General features: G+C 67.3%; 10 protein-coding genes and 1 tRNA gene. 5 read left to right on the forward strand and 6 right to left on the reverse strand.

From position 1 onward, the window contains the following. Positions 1-92 precede the first annotated feature (92 nt). Both ME121_RS27315 and ME121_RS27320 read left to right on the forward strand, forming a co-directional pair. Positions 93-1,385 (forward strand): adenylosuccinate synthase, encoded by a 1,293-nt coding sequence (locus ME121_RS27315; protein WP_012322525.1) that lies wholly within the window; start codon positions 93-95, stop codon positions 1,383-1,385. Between the two features lie 279 nt (positions 1,386-1,664). After that, positions 1,665-3,155: a hypothetical protein gene (locus tag ME121_RS27320; RefSeq protein ID WP_059409950.1), complete on the forward strand. Its 1,491-nt coding sequence runs from the start codon at positions 1,665-1,667 to the stop codon at positions 3,153-3,155. A 91-nt stretch (positions 3,156-3,246) separates the two neighbouring features. On the opposite strand, the gene rpoH is transcribed toward ME121_RS27320, so the two are convergent. Beyond that, positions 3,247-4,140 (reverse strand): RNA polymerase sigma factor RpoH, encoded by an 894-nt coding sequence (gene rpoH, locus ME121_RS27325; RefSeq protein ID WP_012322527.1) that lies wholly within the window; start codon positions 4,138-4,140, stop codon positions 3,247-3,249. A 236-nt stretch (positions 4,141-4,376) separates the two neighbouring features. Further along, complete coding sequence (locus tag ME121_RS27330) at positions 4,377-5,381, reverse strand: RluA family pseudouridine synthase (protein ID WP_029360128.1); 1,005 nt, start codon at positions 5,379-5,381, stop codon at positions 4,377-4,379. A gap of 103 nt (positions 5,382-5,484) precedes the next feature. On the opposite strand from ME121_RS27330, the gene ME121_RS27335 reads away from it, so the two are divergent. Continuing rightward, a tRNA-Glu gene (locus tag ME121_RS27335) sits at positions 5,485-5,560 on the forward strand. 318 nt (positions 5,561-5,878) lie between these two features. Here the strand turns inward: ME121_RS27335 and ME121_RS34365 are convergent. After that, positions 5,879-6,019, reverse strand: a complete 141-nt coding sequence (locus ME121_RS34365; protein WP_164891333.1) for a hypothetical protein — start codon at positions 6,017-6,019, stop codon at positions 5,879-5,881. A 1,136-nt stretch (positions 6,020-7,155) separates the two neighbouring features. Here ME121_RS34365 and ME121_RS27340 point away from each other — a divergent pair. Next, the gene (locus ME121_RS27340; protein WP_143739228.1) at positions 7,156-8,994 is read left to right on the forward strand and encodes a hypothetical protein; all 1,839 of its coding nucleotides are present in this window, start codon (positions 7,156-7,158) and stop codon (positions 8,992-8,994) included. A gap of 79 nt (positions 8,995-9,073) precedes the next feature. Here ME121_RS27340 and ME121_RS34370 read toward each other — a convergent pair whose 3' ends face one another. Together ME121_RS34370 and ME121_RS27350 are read right to left on the reverse strand one after the other, a co-directional pair. After that, positions 9,074-9,757, reverse strand: coding sequence for a hypothetical protein (locus tag ME121_RS34370; protein WP_306419126.1), 684 nt, complete (start codon positions 9,755-9,757; stop codon positions 9,074-9,076). A 362-nt stretch (positions 9,758-10,119) separates the two neighbouring features. Next, positions 10,120-11,076, reverse strand: a complete 957-nt coding sequence (locus ME121_RS27350) for a class I SAM-dependent methyltransferase (protein ID WP_059409951.1) — start codon at positions 11,074-11,076, stop codon at positions 10,120-10,122. 786 nt (positions 11,077-11,862) lie between these two features. Between ME121_RS27350 and ME121_RS34375 the strand changes: the two genes are divergently transcribed. Then, positions 11,863-12,360, forward strand: a complete 498-nt coding sequence (locus ME121_RS34375) for a DUF6894 family protein (RefSeq protein WP_089230966.1) — start codon at positions 11,863-11,865, stop codon at positions 12,358-12,360. Positions 12,361-12,428: 68 nt separating this feature from the next. Here the strand turns inward: ME121_RS34375 and ME121_RS27360 are convergent, their stop codons facing one another. Next, positions 12,429-13,151 (reverse strand): sigma-70 family RNA polymerase sigma factor, encoded by a 723-nt coding sequence (locus tag ME121_RS27360; protein ID WP_245364380.1) that lies wholly within the window; start codon positions 13,149-13,151, stop codon positions 12,429-12,431. Between the last annotated feature and the right edge of the window lie 90 nt (positions 13,152-13,241).

Genomic DNA, 13,241 nt, shown 5'->3' on the forward strand with positions numbered 1-13,241 from the left:
GCTGCCCGGATCGCGGAAACGGCTCACGACGTGCGCCGCCTGCACCCGTGGGCGGCGCCGTCCCGGTTTCCGTCGCGGGTAAGCAGGCAGGCATGGCCAACGTCGTCGTTGTGGGCGCCCAGTGGGGCGACGAGGGCAAGGGCAAGATCGTCGACTGGCTCTCCGAGCAGGCCGACATCGTGGTCCGTTTCCAGGGCGGCCATAATGCCGGCCACACGCTCGTGATCGACGGCGTGACCTACAAGCTGGCGCTGCTGCCGTCGGGCGTGGTCCGCGGCGGCAAGCTCTCGGTCATCGGCAACGGCGTCGTGGTCGATCCCTGGCACCTGATCGATGAGATCGAGCGGATCAAGGCGCAGGGCGTGGACGTCTCGCCGTCCTCCCTGCGGATCGCCGACAACGCGACGCTGATCCTGCCGCTCCACCGCGAGCTGGACCATTTCCGCGAGACCGCCAATGCCGGGCTGAAGATCGGCACGACCAAGCGCGGCATCGGACCGGCCTACGAGGACAAGGTCGGCCGCCGCGCGATCCGCGTCGTCGACCTCGCCGACCCCGACGCGCTGCCCGCCAAGATCGAGCGCGTGCTGACCCACCACAACGCCCTCCGGCGCGGCCTCGGAATCGACGAGGTGAATGCCGAGGCGCTGCTGTCCGAGCTGAAGGCGATCGCGCCGAAGATCCTGCCGTTCGCCGACACCGTCTGGTCGCTGCTCGACGAGGAGCGCCGGGCCGGCAAGCGCATCCTGTTCGAGGGCGCGCAGGGCGCGCTGCTCGACGTCGATCACGGCACCTACCCGTTCGTGACCTCCTCCAACATCGTGGCCGCGCAGGCGGCGACGGGCTCGGGCCTCGGCCCGGGGGCGATCGGCTACGTCCTGGGCATCGCCAAGGCGTACACGACCCGCGTCGGCGAGGGGCCGTTCCCGACCGAGCTGTTCGACGAGATCGGCGAGACCATCGGCAGCCGCGGGCGGGAGTTCGGGGTCAATACCGGGCGCAAGCGCCGCTGCGGCTGGTTCGACGCCGTGCTGGTGCGCCAGACGGTCCGGACCTCCGGCATCCACGGCATCGCGCTGACCAAGCTCGATATCCTCGACGGGTTCGAGGAGATCCGCGTCTGCACCGGCTACATGCTGGACGGCCAGCCGGTCGACCATCTCCCGGCGAGCCAGGCCGCGCAGGCCCGGATCGAGCCGGTCTACGAAGTGATCCCGGGCTGGTCGGAGACGACCGCGGGCGCCCGGTCCTGGGCCGATCTGCCCGCGCAGGCGATCAAGTATGTCCGCCGGATCGAGGAGCTGATCGGGGCGCCGGTGGCTCTGCTGTCGACCTCCCCCGAGCGCGACGACACGATCCTCATGCACAACCCGTTCGAGGATTGACCCTCCGCGCGCTATCTCGTTGACGACGCGTGTTTTCGGCGGCCCTGCCTGTATCCAGTCCGCGCGGGCTTGATCTAGAACGGGCTGGCGGCCGGGCGGTCCGTATCGCGATCCGCCCGCCGCCTCGAAGGCAGCCGGCGCGCGGGCCCTGATCTCGCGCGCGGGACACGACAAACCGGCCGACGGCCGCGACCGGACCTGTCGGGCGGGCGCGGACCTCGGTCCCCGGCCTCCGACCGGCGTTGCCGGACGGCGGCCGAAGGGGCGGACCAGAGTATCATGGCCGATTACTACCCGCTTCTGGCCCGCGCGCTCGACGCGCTGCCGGACCGAACGCCCGCCCTCCGCAAGGCGGTCTACGACCGCGCGCGCAATGCCCTGATCAGCCAGCTGCGCTCCCTCGATCCGCCGCTGTCAGAGGCCGACATCGATCTCGAGCGCCGGGCGCTCGACGCGGCGATCGAGCGGCTCGAGGTCGATCACGGCGGTCTTCCGGCCCCTGCCAACGATGCCGCGCGGGCGCCCGAGAAGCCCGCACCGGCCACGGCCCCAGCTCCGACGCCCGCTGCGGCACCGGTCGTGCCCGTACCCGCCGCGCCCGAGCCGATCGTGCCCACGGCCACGGAGCCGGAGATCCCGGAGCCGTCCCCCCCCGAACCGGGACCCGGACCGGTGCCGGCGCCCATCCTGCCGCCCGCGAGGCCGCCGTTCGCGGTCACGGCCCGAGAGGGTGACCGGGACCCTGAGGACGGTCCGCGCGAGCCGCCGATCCCGATCGCGCCGCCGCGTCCCGGGACGCCACCGCCGGCCGCGCCCGACGCGGCGCCGCCGGTCGCCGAGACATCGGCCACGGAGGCGCCCGCCGTCGAGGATCCGGACGCCGAGGCCGCCGAGGGCGCCGGCGGGCGTCAGCGGCCGCGGATCGAAGTGGTCCCGCCCCGGACCGGTCGGTCCCGCGTGCTGCGCAACGTCTTCGTCGGCGGCGTCCTGGCGGTGGTGATCGGCCTGATCGCCGTCGCGGCCTTCCTGCTGCGCGACAGGCCGCAGAACCTGCCGTCGAGCGGCACGGAGGCCGGGGATACGCAGCAGCCGGAGGGCGAGACCAAGTTCGGCGACCGGGTCGGCGGCGACGCCGCGCCGGCCCCGAAGGCCCCGACGCGTGTCGAGAACAGCGCGCCGCCGCGGGCAGCGGCCACGCCCGCGCCCGCCGATGCGGGCGTCGCCGTCGCGCAGAGGGCGGAACTGGTCGAGGAGGCGACGGGCGCCCAGGGCGGGCAGCCGACCGTGACGCCGGGGCGTGTGACTTGGCGGCTCGAGAGTGTGAACGGGGATCAGGGGCAGCCGGTTCAGAACGCCGTGATCGCCACCGTGACCATTCCGGATGCCGGCCTGACGCTGGTGATGACGATCCAGCGCAATCTCGACGCCACGCTGCCGGCGTCCCACACCGTCAGCTTGGCGTTCAGCCAGACCGGCAGCAACGGCGCGTCCCGCACCGTCCAGGATGTCGGGTTGCTCCAGGCCAAGGACGAGCAGAGCGCCCGCGGCTCGCCCGTCTCGGGGTTGCCCGTCCGCGTACGCGACAACCTGTTCCTGATCGGCCTGTCGTCGCTGCAGAACGACGTCGAGCGCAACACCGACCTGCTCCTGCATCGGAACTGGTTCGACATCGCACTGCGCTACACGTCCGGCCGCCGGGCGGTGCTGACCTTCGAGAAGGGCGCAGCCGGCGCCCAAGTGATGCAGAACGCGTTCGACGCCTGGCAGTGACCGCGCGGCGTCGGCATTCGTTCGAGCCCTGACCGCCGAGCCCTGACCGGGCTGGGCGAGCCCGGCGCCTCGCGAGCGCCGGGCGTGCGGGTCAGCGGGCCTCGATGCCGGTCCGGGGCAACTCGCGGGTGGCGATGTTGCGCTTGACCGCCTCCTGCACCTTCTCGAAGGCGCGAACCTCGATCTGCCGGACGCGCTCACGGGAGACGCCGAACTCGCCGGAGAGATCCTCGAGAGTGATCGGGTCCTCGGCGAGACGCCGGGCCTCGAAGATGCGGCGCTCGCGCGGGTTCAGTACGCCGAGAGCGTCCTTGAGCGCGGAGAGCCGGTTCTGGCCCTCCTGCTCCCGCGCCAGCACGGTCTCCTGGCTCGGGCTGTTGTCCACGAGCCAGTCCTGCCACTCGCCCTCGCCCTCCTCGCGCAGGGGCGCGTTGAGCGACGTGTCGCCGGACAGGCGCCGGTTCATGTCGATCACGTCCTGCTCGGGCACGCCGAGGCGGGTGGCGATCTGCTTCACCTGATCGGGCTTCAGATCGCCCTCGTCGAGGGCCGAGATCTTGCCCTTCGCCTTCCGCAGATTGAAGAACAGCTTCTTCTGGTTCGCGGTCGTGCCCATCTTCACGAGCGACCACGAGCGCAGGATGTATTCCTGGATCGCCGCCTTGATCCACCACATCGCGTAGGTGGCCAAACGGAAGCCCTTGTCGGGATCGAAGCGCTTGACCGCCTGCATGAGACCGACATTGCCCTCCGACACGACCTCGCCGATCGGCAGGCCGTAGCCGCGGTAGCCCATGGCGATCTTGGCCACGAGGCGGAGATGCGACGTCACGAGCCGGTGCGCGGCCTCGCGGTCGCCGGCGTCCCGCCAAGCCTTCGCCAGCGTGAACTCCTCCGACGGCTCCAGCATCGGGAACTTGCGAATCTCGTCGAGGTAGCGCGAGAGGCCACCTTCGTTGGCGAGCACGGGCAGCGTACCGGCCATGGCATTCTCCTGGACCTAATGTCCCCCTGTCGGGCGGACGCGACGGACAACAGTGCCGTCCACTCGGGCCGCTCTTGAGCCGACCCTGCCGGCCCCCCATCTCGTAAGGGACGCCGGGGAACCGGTCGCGGTCGATGACACCTACGTCATCAACAACGCGCCACCGGCGATTTCGTCCTACCATGTCACGATGTGACGCGGTACGGGGTGATCTTTCGCACGCCGCGACGGGGCGGTTACAGGCGCGGCGCTCCGTTCTCTTCCGCCCTCAGTGCCTGCACGAGCGCGGTCATGTCGGGCGGCAGCGGACTCTCGAACCGCAGCGTCGTGCCGGTGCGCGGGTGGCTGAAGCCGAGCAGTTCCGCGTGGAGCGCCTGGCGCCCGAGCGCGGTGAGGGCGGCGCGGGCTTCCGAACTCAGGCGGGCCGCCTTGGTCCGGAAGGCGCCGCCGTAGACCGTGTCCCCGAGCAGGGGGTGTCCGCGATGGGCGAGGTGCACGCGGATCTGGTGGGTGCGGCCCGTCTCCAGGCGGCAGCGCACGAGGGCGGCCTCGCCATACGCCTCGGCCACGGCGTAGTGGGTTACCGCGTGGCGCCCGCTCGCGTCCGACACGACGGCGATCTTTTCCCGATGGAAGCGCGACCGCGCGAGGTTGGCCTGGATCGTCCCAGCCCGCGGCTGGGGCAGGCCCCAGACCACGGCGGCGTAGGCGCGTTCCAGCGGTCCGGACCGGCCGTGATCGGCGAACTGGGCGGTGAGGCCCTGATGGGCCGTGTCGTTCTTGGCGACGACGATCAGGCCGCTCGTATCCTTGTCGAGGCGGTGGACGATGCCGGGGCGGCGCACGCCGCCGATCCCCGACAGGCTGGCGCCGCAATGGGCGATCAGCGCGTTGACCAGCGTGCCGCTCTCGTGACCCGGTGCGGGATGGACCACCAGGCCGGCCGGCTTGTCGATGACGATCAGGTCGTCGTCCTCGTAGACGATCGGTAGATCCGCGGCCTCGGCCACCGGCTCTGCCGGAGCGGCCGGGGGCACCCTGAGCACGATGTGCGCGCCGGCGGCGACTTTGCCCGACGGGTCGAGCGCCGGGAGGCCGTCCCGCTGGACCTGGCCGGTGCGGATCAGGTCCTGCAGGCGGGCCCGGGACAGATCCGGGAACAGCGCGACCAGTGCCCTATCCAGCCGCACGCCTCCTTCGGCCACGATCCCGGCCCGCTCGTCCTGCGCCTTATCCACCACGACCCCTATTCGCTCCCGATCTGACCCGCCGCGGCGGATTTCCTGACAAAGGCACTTGCTCCGCCGCCGGGTGGTGGCTATAGCAGCCCCGCGCCGCCGGAAAGCTCCCATCGTCTAGCGGTCTAGGACGTCGCCCTCTCACGGCGAAAACAGGGGTTCGATTCCCCTTGGGAGCGCCAGCGCGCTGGCAGCCATGGCGGGCTGCGCATCGTTCTATCTTAAGAATTTGCTAGCGGCCCACTGGCCGGTGCATTGCCGGCGCGCTCTGCGCCTTCGGTGTCTGCTGGTCGTTTCGCGGGCTACCGCCGAGCTGGCGCTACCGGTCGAACGATCGCGCTGGCTCTACCGCGATCTCTCGAGCCACGAACCGTCGCCGTGCCGATGTAGCCCGATGGTCGTGATCGGGGCGCGGATGAGGGTTTGCCTTGGCGTGGGCCGAGCACGCGGCGCAGCCGACGGATGGGGTCACGCTCTGCGAGACGAGATCGGCGTTCCGCCTACCAGAACCAGATGACGCGGCCCGACACCGCGTAGATGACGAACCACAGCCCGACGGCCAGGATGAGCGATGCCACGACGAGGGCCGCGTGGGGTCTCCTGCGCGTGCGGCTAGGGCGGACGTGAGTGATCTGATCCATGGGTGTGGCGAACGGCATCCCCTGCCGATCGTAAGCACGGAGGCTCCTCGCCCTGAGCCCGGGAGGCCCCCGTGGTTTGCAATCGGCGACAACGGCGCGTTACGACCAACATCCGCCGTCGATGTCCCCATCAAAAGATGCGTTGCGGTGAGGCCGGCCGCCGGTCGCGCCGGTGGCGCGGGTCCATCGCCGACGGCCGCGAGGCTGCACGGCCTGCGATCAGCGACGCAATCAGGGATCAATCGGAGTCGCCTCAAAAACGGGATGTTGTGCGGCGTACCCTACTGTGTCGAGTAGGTTTCCGTCGGGCGTGATTGCACGGTGCCTCAACCCGCGCGATCACCGCGCACTTCGAGATTTAAGCCGTCGGACAGCATCTCTGGACCTGGGAAGTGCTCGACGAGACCGAGATGACGGTAGCCGAATCTCATCGGCCGTTCCTTTCTCGGACATAGGCCCTCGCGGCGGCCCTGGCCTTCGATGAGCTGGTCGCGCGGGCTAGCCGTTCGCTCAGTGGTGGAGCGTCGAGCGGCCTCCTGTAGGCGATCACTTCCGACGCAGCTCTCCGAAGAGTTCTCGGGTCCGTTGCCTGGCCGATCTAATCCTCCGCTCGTGCGTGCAGGTGAGCCCATAGGCGGTCCGAGGGAGGCCCTCGCGTGTCGACCGGGAGCGCGCGTCGCGCATGCAGGCATTCATCCTCAGGCGCACCGACTGACCGTCCGTGTCGTCCCTGTGGGCGCTGGAGAGGAGCGGCAGGGGGCCTCGAACTGGCTGACCTGCCAGTGATGGCGACACACGCGGCCAAGCAGAAGCCGCAGACCAGCAGGCGGCTATCGTACAACCAGTGCCTGCGGTCCTCCCCGGCGACATCGTTCGCGCTCATCCTTGTCACCGGGAAATCGCCCGGTTCCGCGTCCCAACGCGAGAGGCTCAGCCTGGCTCTTCGACGGGCGAATCCATCGCAGCCGGTCTGCCGAGGCGATTCGGCTGGTCGAACGCTGTTCACGGAAGGCAGCGTCCTGTCAGCAGGTCGACCCAGTCCTCGTCGCACCGCCGCGGCCCGTCGTATCATGGGTGGGCCGCTCTGGGATCGGCAAGACTCGCCACGCGGCGCGCGAGGCCGCACGGAGGGACGCTTGGGATACGGGATTTCACTTACGCGTCGCGGTCTTCTCATCGCTCTTTGCTTCGCTCAGGGCACGGTCTGCGCAGGGGGGGTCGATTCTGGAACGACACCGCCGACGCCCGGAACGAAGCAGAATCATCCCGTCGAGGATGGCAATCGGCAGGGAGAGACCAGTGCCGTTCGCTCAGACGCGACTTTGGGATTTACGCCACCGAGCGGCGTCGTTAGTCGCGCCGACCTCGCGGACCCGATCAACAGCCCGCTCGTCTCGAAGTTCAGAACCGTTCTGGCGACCTACGATGACTTTGCCGCCCACGGCGATGGCAAGGCTTGGACGGAATCTGCCGACGTGTGTCCGGCTCTCAACGCTGCGTTCGCCTTCCTCAACGCGCGCGGGGGAGGAACCCTTGTGCTGCCTCCCGGCGCGGCTCGCTGCGCGACGTCATTGCGTGCGCCCAACATGTCCCGCATCAAGATTATCGGCCAGGGTGCAGGTGCCTTCTCCATCGCGGGAACCGAGTTGAAATGGGTCGGTGCGCCCGGAGCCGTGATCGTCGATCTGCGGAGTACGACGGCTCAGACACCGGTGACCGCCGTTGCGGTTTCGGATCTGACGCTCAACGGGAATGGGCGCGCGAAGACGGGATTGTTCGTGCGCGGGCTGAAAAATTCCAGAATCGACATCATGGTGCGGGACACGACCGGTCCGGGCGCCGATATCGATGTCGATGAGGCCCGCGGTCCTCTCGCGAAAGGCCCGCTCACAGGACCTGTCTGGGCGGCGGTCACACCGGGATCCGGTGGACGGAGCGGGACCTACACCGGGGTCCCCCTCGCGAACGCGAGCGCGGGAGCCGGAGAGGGCGCCCGCGCGACGATCACGGTCAAGGGCGGTTCCGTATCCGCGATCGACGTCACGGAGGGGGGAGCCAATTACGTGCTGGGCGACGTCCTGACCGTCGAGCCCCCCGACATCGGCGGAACGCGGGACGTGTCCATCACCGTCGCGAATTCCGGCAATGCCGCGTCCTCGTTCCTCGACACATCTCAGAACGAGTGGAAACTCCGCGTGACGCAGCAAGGCAGAGCGAGCCTGAAGGCACAGGGCGTGCGCATCGGACCGGGGTCGCCGTGGCTCGACACCAACTCGAGCCAGTGGATCAATGTGTTGACATTGACCCAACAGGGGACGGGGTTCGAGATCGGCAACGCGGATACCAACGAGTTCATCTTCATACGCGCCGATCGCGAAGGACATACCGGGATTGGGGTCGACCTGAAGGGCGGAGTCTGGACGTCACCGTCCTCTGCCCGGGCCAACCGCTTCGGGACAATCTCGGCGACGGGCGGCTTAGTCGCGCGCGGCGGGCCACGGCCGAGCGTCAGGAATGTCGTGGCCAAGTACAATACCGAGAGCGGTGAGGCGCCGCCAAAATGGGAGGATGGTGCGGGCGTCAACATCACCGATGATAACGGCCAGTCCATCGGGAATACTGGGTTCACGACGAATCTCGCACGAACGGTCTACACGCCCGCGGTCGCACGCGGCGGTGCGGCCGCCGCCTCAGTCTCGGCCACGGCCGATTACCGCCGATTCGGTCGAGAGATCCTCGGTATTCGGCTGGATATTAAAGTCACGGGCGGCTCGGGCTACATCACGGCCTCGCTTCCCTGCCAACCGTTCAAGGACACGGTGTTGACTGGATTCGACCGAGCGACCGGTCGCTCCGTCCAGGGCCGGATCGGTTTCGCCGATCCGAAGGTCTACATCTACAGCATGGACGGGACAGTGCCGGCGAGCGCCAACGCTCAGCCGCTGCTCACCGGCGATCTGGAATGCAAGGATTGACGCCGATGCTATCTCCTGACGGTCAGAGACGCCGGACCGGCCAGCTCTAGGTTTCCCCCGAGCACTGATGACTGGTCTATCAAATCTGGTTCTCCCGAGGCAGGACCGTCCGGGCCAGTTCCTGGCCATCCGCGGAGCGGCGGATCACGATCGTCTGCTCCACGTCTTTTTTCAGGGGCGGAAAGAACGCGTATGTGAAGCCGTGATGCGCGTTGCCGATATTAGCCTCGCGCAGATCCGGACGGAATTTGCCAGCAACGACCGTATTGACGGGTGATCGGTTGACGACGATGGCGATCACCGTCGGTGAATTCGGGGAACATGGTGTGAAGGCCCACCCGCGGATCCGGCTGTGATCAGCCTCGTCGATGAAGCCTTGCAGCGGTACGTGATCGTGCGACTCCGGAGAGCCGGGCGCGCCCTGAGCCTGTGAGGTCTCTTTCTGCCCCACCTGAGTCGGCGGGGCGCCCGGTTTGTAACCGCTCCGTCCTTCGGCAAGGCCGTTCTGCAAGAAGTGGATCAGCGGATTCTGTCCCGCGGCGGCGACGTCCGGGTTCGCCGCGAGGTAACCCGCCGTGCTGAAGCCGGCGCTGGGGTCGCGTCCTTCCGTCCACCCATGGTTCAGAAAATGCTGAAGTGGATCTAGACCGGCCCTACGAACGTCGGGGTTACGATCCAGGTAGTAGGCCGGATCGAAGCCGGGAAGCGGGTTAGCAAACAGCGGACGGCGCTGATTGGACGAGATCGGCAATCGAAACTTCATGGGCAATCCGCGCAGCCAGCGATCGTCCTCGGTCTACCATAGCGCGTGACGTCGCAAGCCCGGCACGCGGAATTCGAGCCGGCATGAGCGTGGCAGCACCATATGTGTCGCGGACTCTCCGCACGAGGCGGCTGGGTCGGTTCGGCATAGACGCCGGAAACGCGCGCCATGTGTGCTGCCCCGATGATGTCAGGTGTCGGTGGCTTCGCCGAGCCTTCATCGGGTGCGTGTTCGAGCACGAGATCGGGTGCCGTTCCCGTATCCCGCAGCGCGCTGAGGACCAGATTTCGCGGCCCTTGCGCGGAAGGTTTTCTCTCGCAGTGTCTGACTAATTCAGATGAACCGCGAAACGGCGGTATGATTCACTCGGAAATTCTCTGTGTTTGCTCCGGGCGATGTCTCGCGACGAGATGAAATCCGAGTTCCGGATTGGCGCGCGCATCCCAATCGTGGGCGCGGGGATTGCCTGATCCGCGCGGATAATCGCGAAGCTGGAAGGGGCTCTCGATCGGGATCAATCCTGACGCCATGAAAACGTCTTCCCACCAAGCACGGTCGCGAATCGTCGCGTGGAAGTCGTGGCCCGCCTCGTCGCGATCCGCGAAGGTCGCGATGGAGGCGACGACGACCCCACCCGGTCTCAGGTGTCGGCAAATCGAATGCAGCAGCGTGGGTAGGTCCGCTTCCGGTATGTGCTCGAACAATTCCCAAGCCGTGACCAGATCGAACTTCTGGCACTCTCCGGCCTCGTCTTCGACGCGGAACGGGAAGCGCACGTCGGCGGTGAAGAGACGATCCGGAATCGTGCGCCACTCCGCACGCTGCTCCTTCCGCGACCAGTCCGAGCCTTCGATCCCGATCGAGAAATGTCCGCGTTGGGTGAAATCCCAGACGAGCCCTCCACCGGCCGAACCGATATCGAGGTGACGCAGGCGGCTGCCGAACTGGGTTTCGCAGGCTGCGACGAAGCGCGGGGACCGGGTATTGTCGACGGCCGTGCCTCTCGGAAAGAGATGATCGGGCGTGTCGTCGGCCAGCGCTTTCGCGGTCACGACACGCACGTTCACGGGTTTCACCTCGCTTCTCCTGATCACGGCTTCCAAGATGTCCCGCTGCCGATCCTCGCATTCGAGAACGAATCGGTCGAAGCGCGATCTGAAATCGTTCCAATTGAGTGCGTCGTAGTAGAAGTGCGTTTGAAGCGCTGAGATCCGCTCTACGAGCGCGTCGAGCTTCGCTTCGATAGCCGCGACACGGTCGAAGGGGGCGTCGTCGGGCGTCTCGAACCTCGGCTCACGAGCCACGTCTCTGCTGTCCACTCACTCTCTCCGTTGCCGGGCCGGAGCCCATCGAGCCGACAGGCATGGTTGCATATGTCCAGCGTCCGAGAAGATACCATGCCAAGCAAAGGAAAACATAAAATTACGCGACGACTTGGGTTGCTTTGCCTGTGAATGGAATCTTGCCTGTTCGTCAATTTTCACTCAGAAGTTGACAATCAAAACCGAGACCTGAGCATTGTGGTTGCCTTGCAGCCGCGTCTGGGATTGATGCGGCCTCCTATCGCCGCGTCTTCTGGCGTCGTGATGGGTCAATCGACTGTTGAGGTGGCCAACTGTGATTCCCTTCGACACTCCGACCGCATCGCTGCGCGGATTGGGCTTTGCCGTCGTGGCGAGTGATGTCGATGATTCGCTGGCCGCTGGGTCTTGAACGCGGCATCGTCGCGCCACGTGCTGGCTCGATCGGCTCACCGCAGGATCCCGACCGGCGCCGGGTCGCGATGCACGGAGCGCTGATCGCGCAATCGCGACAGTCGATCGGAGGGTTCACGAAAGTGTGTGCACGCGCGCGAGAGACCCTGGGAGTGGAATATTAAATTTTTTCCAATCGGTCGGTGATCCATCGATCAGCGCAGGACCGAGGCTGGAATTTACGCGCGCCAGCGTCATGGCTGCTGGGCCTTGAGGTTCGATTTGCTGGTTGTGCGGTTCTTCGAGGCGGATCGGACGAGTGCGCACCTATTGCTTATCCCTTCTTGCGGACCCGAATGTTGGCGTATACCTCGATGTGATTGAGCCGGCGCGTGATCGAGGGCTGGGGGGATGCTGCTGGTTGTCATCTCGGCTGCTCTGTGCAGCGGACTGGCCGTGCTTGTTTTCGGCTGGCAATCGCTCGATTTCCATACTCTGGTACTGGCGCCCTGCGTCGCCAGCGCGACCGCCGTGCTGGCGGGTGGCGGACTCGCGCTCCTGAGGATCGGAAGGTCCCGAAACGCGCAGGATCCCGCGAAGATCTTCGCTATCGCCGGCCTTCAGAGCGGTGATCGCCGCGACCTCCGGCTCGTGCCGCGGCGGCTCTACTTCGATATCGAGCACGATCGCGAGATCATCAAGGACGAGATCGGGATCGAGGCGACGAGCCTCGATCAGGCGCTGGACGACGCCCGCAGCGTCATCCGGGACATGGTGCAGGAGCTTGCCGACGAAGGCTACGGGGAGGACTGGGTGCTGGTCGTGCGCGATGCCAGAGGGACCTCGGTCGCACGCCTGCCCATCGAGCGGGCGCCCGTGCAGGCGCGGTCCGATCGGCGGTCGGCTTGATCATCGGGTGATCTGACGGCGCCCGCGTCCCGGCAGCGTCCGGCACGGCCGACGCATGCGGCCCCGGATCAGCGCTCGCCCAACTCCTGAAGCAGCCGGTCGCGGGCGCGACTGACGCGGCTCTTCACGGTGCCCGCGGGACACCCGATCACGGAAGCGGCGGCCTCGTAGGGAAGGCCGTCGACGGCGACCAGGATCAGCGCCTCGCGATAGGCTGGTTCGAGCCGGTCGATCGCGGCTCGGACCTCCGACAAGCCCATGCTGTGTTCCTGGGCGGCCGGTTCCGACAGGGCCGTGGCGTGCACGCCGTCGGGATCCGGGACCTCGAGGCGTCGCTTGCGCCGTCCGTTGATGAAGCCGTTGCGCAGGATCGTGAACAGCCACGCCACGAGGCTCGTGCCGGGCTGGAAGCGCTGCCGATGCTCCCAGGCTTTGAGCAGCGTGAACTGCACGAGATCGTCGGCCTCGACGCCGTCGAACGTCAGCGTCAGGGCGTAGCGACGCAGGCGTGGCGCCAGGGCAATCAGATCGTCCTTGAAGGCATGGGGCACCTGCCGCCCGACCTCGGCGGCATCCAGCGCCGCGGACAGCCGATTCAGCACGGCGGCGAGACGGGGGCCGATCTCGATCGGTGCAACTTCTGAATAGTGTTGTCGCAGCCGTTCAGCCAGCTGCGCGTGGATAGGCGAGATGACGGGATCGGACCTGCCGGTCGGATCGCGCTCTTCGTCAGCGGGCTTCACGGTGAAGCTCTGGGTTCGTGGGGACGGAGACATCGCCGCGACGGGCAAGATGTCTCGCTGAAGGGACGCGGACTTATCTCTGGTTGATCTCAACGCCGTCAATGGTGCAGGTATACCAGTGAAAATTGCGGATCTGGT

Origin of the sequence: Methylobacterium sp. ME121 (genome assembly GCF_000974725.1) — a bacterium.
Lineage (GTDB): Bacteria > Pseudomonadota > Alphaproteobacteria > Rhizobiales > Beijerinckiaceae > Methylobacterium > Methylobacterium radiotolerans.

Excerpts from the sequence above, each read along its gene's own strand:
- ME121_RS27315 (WP_012322525.1), top strand. The coding sequence starts at position 93 with ATGGCCAACGTCGTCGTTGTGGGCGCCCAGTGGGGCGACGAGGGCAAG.
- ME121_RS27320 (WP_059409950.1), top strand. The coding sequence starts at position 1,665 with ATGGCCGATTACTACCCGCTTCTGGCCCGCGCGCTCGACGCGCTGCCG.
- rpoH (WP_012322527.1), bottom strand. The coding sequence starts at position 4,140 with ATGGCCGGTACGCTGCCCGTGCTCGCCAACGAAGGTGGCCTCTCGCGC.
- ME121_RS34365 (WP_164891333.1), bottom strand. The coding sequence starts at position 6,019 with ATGGATCAGATCACTCACGTCCGCCCTAGCCGCACGCGCAGGAGACCC.
- ME121_RS34370 (WP_306419126.1), bottom strand. The coding sequence starts at position 9,757 with ATGAAGTTTCGATTGCCGATCTCGTCCAATCAGCGCCGTCCGCTGTTT.
- ME121_RS34375 (WP_089230966.1), top strand. The coding sequence starts at position 11,863 with ATGCTGCTGGTTGTCATCTCGGCTGCTCTGTGCAGCGGACTGGCCGTG.